The organism is Streptosporangium sp. NPDC001681, assembly GCF_040298085.1.
Taxonomy (GTDB): domain Bacteria; phylum Actinomycetota; class Actinomycetes; order Streptosporangiales; family Streptosporangiaceae; genus Streptosporangium.
Map to the genome: position 1 here is coordinate 44315 of NZ_JBEOZN010000066.1, position 7817 is coordinate 52131.

The following is a 7817-nucleotide window of genomic DNA, read 5'->3' on the forward strand; positions in this document are numbered from 1 at the left end:
CACATTCGCGTCACGCCCGTCCTCGCGGGAGACCTCTGCCCCAACGGCGCGGGAAAGCGAACGTCAGGCGGCAGAACCGGGGCGCACGGCTACCGATGGTCGACCATCCGCCTCAACGACGGCACCCGGGAAGTCGCGGGTCAGCCGCCCGAGGTGTCGGTCTCGGCGTCGGCGCAGGGGACCGCGAGGTCGTACGGGTCGTCGAGCCAGCCGGCGGGCAGGTGAACGCGGTCGCGCGGATTGGTCTTGCCCCGGGGGACGTCCACGCCCTCGGGCCAGGGCTGGTCGGCGTCGAGTTCGGCGAGCCCCTCCCGCAGGCCGGCCAGGGTCTCGGAGGTGGCCAGGCGGCGACGGAGGGCGGAGCCGACGGTGAAACCCTTGAGATACCAGCCGACGTGCTTGCGGAAGTCGGCCACGGCGTGCGGCTCGCTCTCGAAGCACTCGGTCAGCAGGGTGGCGTGCCGGTCCATGGTCACGGCGACCTCGCCCAGCCGGGGACGGCGCCGCTCGTCGCCGCCCTCGCACATGGCCGCCAGGTCGGCGAAGAGCCACGGGCGCCCCAGGCATCCCCGGCCGACGACGACGCCGTCGCACCCGGTCTCGTCCATCATGCGGCGCGCGTCGTCGGCGCTCCAGATGTCGCCGTTGCCGAGCACCGGGATCTCCGGCACGCTCTCCTTGAGCCGCGCGATCGCCTCCCAGTCGGCGGTTCCGCCGTAGTGCTGGATCGCGGTGCGGCCGTGCAGCGCGATCGCGGAGACGCCCTCCTCCACGGCGATCCGCCCGGCGTCCAGATAGGTCAGGTGGTCGTCGTCGATGCCCTTGCGCATCTTCATGGTCACCGGCAGCGTCCCGGCGTTGCGCACCGCCTCGCGCAGGATCGCCCGGAGCAGGTTCCGCTTGTACGGCAGGGCGGAGCCGCCGCCCTTGCGGGTCACCTTGGGCACCGGGCAGCCGAAGTTGAGATCGACGTGGTCGGCCAGGTCCTCCTCGGCGATCATGCGGACGGCCCTGCCGACCGTCACCGGGTCGATCCCGTAGAGCTGGAGGCTGCGGGGACGCTCGTCGGGCTCGAACCGGATCATCTTCAACGTCTTCGGGCTACGCTCCACCAGCGCCCGCGTCGTGATCATTTCGCAGACGAACAGGCCGCCGCCCTGTTCCCGGCAGAGGGCACGGAACGCCGTGTTGGTTATCCCGGCCATCGGGGCGAGGACGACCGGCGGCCACACCTCCAGCGATCCCAGTTTCAACGACTCCACCTGGCTTTTCTACCGCACCACGACGAGCGGGACGAATCATCCGCTGGATATGGTGTACCTGGTGTAACCCGACGTGACATGGGAGGCCGCGGATGCTACTGCGACTGCGGATCGCACTGCCCGACCGGCCGGGCTCCCTGGGGAAGGTCACCCGCGTCCTCGGCGTCGCGGGCGCGGACATCACCCAGGTGGTCGTCCTGGAGCGCGGCGAGGGCCGGGCACTGGACGACATCACCGTCTACTGGCCCGACTCCGCTCCCAGGGAAACCCTGGTCGAGGGGTTGGAGAGCGTGCCGGAGGTGACGGTCGAAGGTGTCTGGAGCACGCGCGAGGCACCGGGCACCTACCCGGAGCTGGAGATCCTCAAATACATCACCACGGCGGGCGATCGGGCGCTGGCCACCCTGATCGACTCCATGCCCGTGCTGTTCAGCGCCGACTGGGCCGCGGCGGCGACCGAGAAGATCCCTCGCGTGACCGTCCACTCCAGCTGGCGGGCTCCCGAGCAGGTCCCCTTCCCCGCCGAGACCCCCGCCCGCCCGACTTCCTTCACCCTCGACTCCGGCCTGCACGTGATCGCCGCCCCGCTGCCCCCGCTGGCCCTGACCTTCCTGCTGGCCCGCGCCGACGGCCCCGCCTTCCACCGCATCGAGGTGCACCGCCTCACCCGCATCCTGGAGATCTTCCTCACCCTGCCCGCAGTGGAACGCGCCGTCGTCCGTCAGTTGCGCCACCAGACCGACCAGACCGGCTGAGCCGCCCGCCCTACGGTCACCGGACGGGCGGCTGAACGCACGGTTACGCAACCGCGCGGAAAACCCGCTAGAGTTCTCTCGTCGCCACCGGGAGCGAAACCCGGGGGAAACACGCGGAAGTGGCTCAGTGGTAGAGCATCACCTTGCCAAGGTGAGGGTCGCGGGTTCGAATCCCGTCTTCCGCTCGAAGGGTCTTCGGGCTCTCACTCCGGTGGAGTGGCCGAGAGGCGAGGCAACGGCCTGCAAAGCCGTCTACACGGGTTCAAATCCCGTCTCCACCTCTGGTCTTTCCCCATGCGGACGATTAGCTCAGCGGGAGAGCGCTTCCCTGACACGGAAGAGGTCACAGGTTCAATCCCTGTATCGTCCACCACCATCCATGGCATCTATGCCGACCAGATCAAACGGCCGCCAAAGCCCCAAATCAGGGGCCTTGGCGGCCTTCTGGCTTCTCCGGGCGATGTCCGCTGTTCCGGGTTGTCGTCAGCACCGGTGCCGACGTTGCGGGGAGACCGTTGTTGACCCAGAGATCTTGGCGAGGGTCGCAGCCGACGGCCCCACCTCTCCTTCCGAGCACCCCGCCCGAAAATAGGTTTGACCAATCTGTTGACCTGGAAGCAACGCCACCTTAACCTCGATGCAATTGGTTCGACCAAAGAGTCACGAGAGGGGATGGGCATGGATCTGGCAGCCCTGGTTCGGAGCCTTGCCGAGCAGGCGAGCCCTGAGCCCGCCACCGGCCGCCTGCGCCTGCCCACGGAGCGCGAGCTGGTGACCTCCCTGGAAGTCAGCCGGGGCTCCCTGCGCGAGCAGTTGTCGATGCTGGAGATGCTGGGCTTCCTGGACCGCACGCAGGGCAGGGGTTCCTACCTGAGCACCCCGGACGCCGGTTTCATCCAGCTCTACTTCGACCTGGGCGTCCAGCTCGGCCACCTGAGCCAGGAACAGTTCGCGTCGGCACGGAAGATGCTGGAGGTGTCCGTCGCCGAGGCGGCGGCGAGACTGGCCACCGCGGACGACGTCGACGCCCTGCGTGAACTCGTTGACGAGATGGTCAAGGCCAGCGGCGACGGCGACGGCGAGCGCGCCCTCGAAGCGGATCTGAAGTTCCACCACCGGCTGTTCCTGATCGTCGACAACCCCGTCTTCAACCTTGTCCACGACGGCCTCAGCCACGTGCTCCGCAGCGAGGTCGTCGAGCGCCGCCGGCTGGCGGTGGAACGCGAGCCCCTGACCCCGGGCAAGACCCGGGTCATCGACACGGTCCACTACGGGATCGTCGAGGCCATCGGCGAACGGGACGGCGAGGGCGCGCGGATCGCGATGCGCAGGCACTTCGAGGTGTGGTCCTCCCTCACACACTCACCCTAGGTCTCCCACACACGACAACGACACGCCACCCCCGCGCGGGCAGCGGGCCATGCCATGCCCGGAAACAGGGCCGGATCACCCAGAACAGAAGGATGTCCATGAGCGACCCAACAGTCGTTTTCGTCGGTATCGGCGCCATCGGCCTGCCGATGGCGACCCAACTGGTGTCCGCCGGCTACGCGGTCACCGGGGTGGACCCGCTACCGGCCGCGCACGAGCGGGCCGAGGCCGCCGGCGTACGGGCGGTCTCCCGGTTCTCCGAAGCACCCAAGACCGAGTTCGTGGTCGTCATGGTCGCCACTCCGGCGCAGCTCGAAGCCCTTGTCACCGAGGCGCTGGCAGTGGATGTGACCGGTCAGCGCTGGATCGTGATGAGCACGGTGGGCCCGGAGGCGGTGCGCGAGCAGGGCTCCCGGCTACAGGTGGCCGGCGCGGTCGTGGTCGACGTGCCGGTCACCGGCGGGGTGGCCAGGGCCCGGACCGGTGAGCTCACCATGTTCGCCTCGGGCCCGGCCACCGACATCGAGGCCGCCCGTCCCGTCCTCGACAGGTTTGGAACGGTCCAAGCGGTCGGAGACGCGCTCGGTGACGGTCAGGCCATCAAGGTGGTCAACCAGCACCTCTGCTCGGTCCACATCGTGGCGGCGGCCGAAGCCCTCGCTCTCGCGTCCGCGCTCGGGCTGGACAAGGAGAAGGTCCTCTCCCTCGTGGAGCGGGGAGCCGCCGGCTCATGGATGCTCTCCGACCGCGGGCCGCGCATGCTGCGCGGCACCGACGTCGACGTCACCAGCACGATCAACATCTTCGTCAAGGACAGCGGCCTCGTATACGAGGCCGCGCGGGCGGCCGGGGCGCGGACCCCCCTCCTCGACGTCGCCAGGGCCCGCTACCAGCAGGCCGCCGACGCGGGTCTTGCGACACGTGACGACTCACGGGTCATCGAAACCTACGAACACCCCCAGTGATCAAGATCATTAAGATAGCGAGGAGCGGCACATGACCGCTGCATCCAACGTCGCCGGTGCTCACCGGGACAACCCGGCAAAGGTGTCCTTCGCCTCGATGGTCGGCACCGCGGTGGAGAGCTACGACTTCTTCATCTACGGCACCGCCTCGGCCGCCTACTTCGGCACGGTGTTCTTCCACTCCGAGGACAAGCTCGTCGGCGTGCTGGCGTCGTTCGCCACGCTCGCCGTCGGCTTCCTGTTCCGCCCGCTCGGCGGCTACCTCGCCGGACACTACGGCGACCGGGTCGGCCGCAAGACGATCCTGATGTGGTCGCTGGTGCTCATGGGCGTCGCGACCGTCCTGGTGGGCGTGCTGCCGACCTACGACCAGGCGGGCGCGCTCGCGCCGATCCTGCTGATCCTGCTGCGGATCCTCCAGGGCATCGGCTTCGGCGCCGAGTGGGGCGGAGCCGTCCTGATGGCCGTCGAACACGCCCCCGAACGCCGCCGCGGCTTCTTCGGCGCGGTCCCGCAGATCGGCATCCCGGCCGGGCTGCTGCTGGCCAACGGCGCGTTCCTGCTCAGCGAGGCCCTGCTGGAGGGCTCCTGGGTGTGGCGGGCGCCCTTCCTGCTCTCCGTGGTGATGGTCGCCGTCGGCATCTTCATCCGGATGGGCGTCTCCGAGTCGCCCGACTTCGCGGAGATGAAGAAGAACAACGAGATCCGCAAGGCTCCGGCACTGGACGTCATCAGGCGCGACTGGCGGGTGATCCTCAAGATCATGACTCTGCGGCTCGCGGAGACCGGCGGATACTACGTGACCACCAGCTTCATGCTCTCGTACGTGGTGCTCGCCGAGCTGACCGACAAGCAGAACGTGCTGATCGGCACCATCGTCGGATCCGCGCTCGGCCTGGCCAGTCACCTGCTGTACGGCGCGCTGTCCGACCGGATCGGCCGCAAGCCGGTGTTCCTGATCGGGTCGCTGTTCACGATCGCGTTCGGCATCCCGATGTTCCTCATGATCAACACCGGTGCGGTCGTCATGGTCGTCGTCGCGGTCGCCCTGAGCCTGCTGCTGAGCCACGACCCGATCTTCGCCGTGGAGTCCTCCTGGTTCTCCGAGCAGTTCCCCCGCGACGTCCGCTCCTCGGGAATCTCCCTCGGCTACAACGGCGCCTCGCTGGTCGCCGGCCTGCTGCCCTTCCTGGCCACCGCCCTGTACGGATCCATCGGGTGGATCGGCCCGGCGGTGCTGTTCATGCTGCTCGGCGTGGTCTCGACGATCGCCGCCGCCCTCACCCCGGAGACCGCTCCGGTCAAGGTCGGCACCCCGGCGTCGTCCAGGACCACGGCCGCGACCATCTGAAGAGAGAAAGAGAACAGACATGACCACACTCAGTGAACCGCAGGCCGGCCGCCTCGATCCGGCGGCGCGGGCGGAGAGGGTGCGCGGTGCGGCCTACCGGATGCGTCACCACACCCTGAACATGGGCGAGGCGCAGGGCCAGGGCTACGTCGGCCAGGCACTCGGGGTCGCCGACATGCTGGCGGTCACCTACGTCGACCAGCTCCGCTACCGGGCGGACGACGAGCACTGGGCCGAGCGCGACAGGTTCCTGCTCTCCACCGGCCACTACGCCATCGCCCTCTACGCGGCCCTGGCCGAGGCGGGCGTCGTGCCCCTCGACGAGCTGGAGACCTACGGCTCCGACGGGTCACGGCTCCCGATGTCCGGAATGGCGTCCTACACGCCCGGTATGGAGATCTCCGGAGGATCACTCGGCCACGGGCTGACCGTCGCCGTCGGCATGGCCCTCGGGCTGCGCCACCAGGGGTCGAACTCACGGATCTACAACTTCCTGTCCGACGGTGAGCTGGACGAGGGCTCGACCTGGGAGGCGGCGATGGGCGCCGCCCACCACAGGCTGGGCCTGCTGACCGCGATGGTCGACATGAACGCCCTGCAGGCCGACGGGAAGACCGAGACGGTCATGCGCATCGAGCCGGCCGAGGAGAAATGGGTCGCGGCGGGCTGGTTCACCCAGCGGGTGGACGGCAACGACGTGGAGGCGCTGCTCGCGGCCTTCGACGCCGTCGCCGAGCAGGCCCGCCCGGAGGGCAGGCCCTCGGTGATCCTGTGCGACACCAGGATCGGCCGGGGCGTCCCGCTGCTGGAGACCCGCGAGAAGGCCCACTTCATGCGGATCGACGAGGACGAGTGGGAGCTGTGCCGTCAGCAGCTGACGGCCGGGTACGAGGGAGTGGAAGCACTGTGAGCACCGCGACGGGCGCCAAGCGCCTGACGACCTCGGCGATGATCGCCTCATTCGCCGACCCCGGGCAGAGGACCGCGAACTCACCCTTCGGCCACGCCCTGGCCGCCCTGGCCGAGCAGGACCCGCGCGTCGTGGGACTCACCGCAGACCTGGGCAAGTACACCGACATGCACGTCTTCGCCAAGGCCCACCCCGAGCGGTTCTTCCAGATGGGCATGGCCGAGCAGTTGCTGCTCGGGGCGGCGGCGGGCATGGCCGAGGTCGGCCTCATCCCGTTCGCCTCGACGTACTCGGTGTTCGCGGCACGCCGCGCGTACGACTTCCTGTGCCTGGACATCGCCGAGCCGAACCTGAACGTGAACGTGATCGGTGGCCTGCCCGGCCTGACCACGGGGTACGGCCCGAGCCACCAGGCCACTGAGGACATCGCCATCTTCCGCGGCATGCCGAACCTGACGATCGTCGATCCGTGCGACTCCGTCGACATCGAGCAGGCGGTGCCCCAGCTGGCCGCGTCCGACGGCCCGACCTACCTGCGCCTGCTGCGCGGCAGGGTGCCGACGGTCCTCGACGAGTACGACTACACCTTCCGGCTCGGCAAGGCGGCCGTGCTCCGCGGCGGCAACGACGTCGTGTTCGTGTCAAGCGGCCTGATGACGATGCGCGCCCTGCAGGCGGCCGAGGAGCTGGCCAGGCACAATGTCGACGTCGCGGTGGTGCACACTCCGACGATCAAGCCTTTCGACGCCGAGACCGTCCTCGCCGAGGTCGACAGCGACCGGCTGGTGGTCACGCTGGAGAACCACACGGTGGTCGGCGGGCTCTTCGAGACGGTCGCCTCGGCGGTCGTGCGGGCCGGCATCGGCAGGCGGGTCGTCCCGATCGCCCTCCCCGACGCCTTCCTGGACGCCGGCGCCCTGCCCACCCTGCACGAGAAGTACGGCCTGGCCACCGGCACCGTCGTCGCCAAGGTGCTCGAAGAGCTGGCGTCAACGACCCCCTCCTGAAGGAGGGGGCTTGAGGCGCAGCGATGCGCTTCGAAGCCCCGCGTTGACCAGCCCTAGCCGTCATGAACTGGAGGTGTGATCCAGATGGCTACGTTTCATGTAAGTGAGCAGACCCACCGGCAGGTGCTTCCTCAGCCTGCCGCTCTGGAATCCGTGGGAGCAGACACGCCCGAGGGTGGGCACGAAACGGCTCACG

The 7817-nt window shown here is 69.0% G+C and carries 7 protein-coding genes and 3 tRNA genes; 9 read left to right on the top strand and 1 reads right to left on the bottom strand.

From position 1 onward, the window contains the following. Nucleotides 1-140 precede the first annotated feature (140 nt). Nucleotides 141-1262 carry a tRNA dihydrouridine synthase DusB gene (gene dusB, locus ABT130_RS27345; protein WP_350959927.1) on the bottom strand — a complete coding sequence of 374 codons (1122 nt, stop codon included), beginning with the start codon at nucleotides 1260-1262 and terminating at the stop codon, nucleotides 141-143. A gap of 92 nt (nucleotides 1263-1354) precedes the next feature. On the opposite strand from dusB, the gene ABT130_RS27350 reads away from it, so the two are divergent. The 9 genes from ABT130_RS27350 to ABT130_RS27390 all read left to right on the top strand — a co-directional run bounded on the left by ABT130_RS27350 (nucleotide 1355) and on the right by ABT130_RS27390 (nucleotide 7621). After that, the gene (locus ABT130_RS27350; protein ID WP_350959930.1) at nucleotides 1355-2017 is read left to right on the top strand and encodes an ACT domain-containing protein; all 663 of its coding nucleotides are present in this window, start codon (nucleotides 1355-1357) and stop codon (nucleotides 2015-2017) included. 113 nt (nucleotides 2018-2130) lie between these two features. Beyond that, nucleotides 2131-2202, top strand: a tRNA-Gly gene (locus tag ABT130_RS27355). 25 nt (nucleotides 2203-2227) lie between these two features. Further along, a tRNA-Cys gene (locus tag ABT130_RS27360) sits at nucleotides 2228-2298 on the top strand. A 17-nt stretch (nucleotides 2299-2315) separates the two neighbouring features. Next, nucleotides 2316-2390, top strand: a tRNA-Val gene (locus ABT130_RS27365). A 305-nt stretch (nucleotides 2391-2695) separates the two neighbouring features. Next, nucleotides 2696-3388, top strand: a complete 693-nt coding sequence (locus tag ABT130_RS27370; protein WP_350919817.1) for a FadR/GntR family transcriptional regulator — start codon at nucleotides 2696-2698, stop codon at nucleotides 3386-3388. Nucleotides 3389-3486: 98 nt separating this feature from the next. After that, nucleotides 3487-4353, top strand: a complete 867-nt coding sequence (locus tag ABT130_RS27375; protein ID WP_350959932.1) for an NAD(P)-dependent oxidoreductase — start codon at nucleotides 3487-3489, stop codon at nucleotides 4351-4353. Between the two features lie 31 nt (nucleotides 4354-4384). Further along, entirely contained in the window at nucleotides 4385-5704 is a 1320-nt protein-coding gene (locus tag ABT130_RS27380) for an MFS transporter (protein WP_350959934.1), read from the top strand. Between the two features lie 19 nt (nucleotides 5705-5723). Beyond that, nucleotides 5724-6614, top strand: coding sequence for a transketolase (locus ABT130_RS27385; protein ID WP_350959936.1), 891 nt, complete (start codon nucleotides 5724-5726; stop codon nucleotides 6612-6614). Next, on the top strand, nucleotides 6611-7621 hold the full coding sequence (locus ABT130_RS27390; protein WP_350959938.1) for a transketolase family protein: 1011 nt from the start codon (nucleotides 6611-6613) through the stop codon (nucleotides 7619-7621). The genes ABT130_RS27385 and ABT130_RS27390 overlap by 4 nt, the downstream gene beginning before the upstream one ends. Nucleotides 7622-7817: the final 196 nt, after the last annotated feature.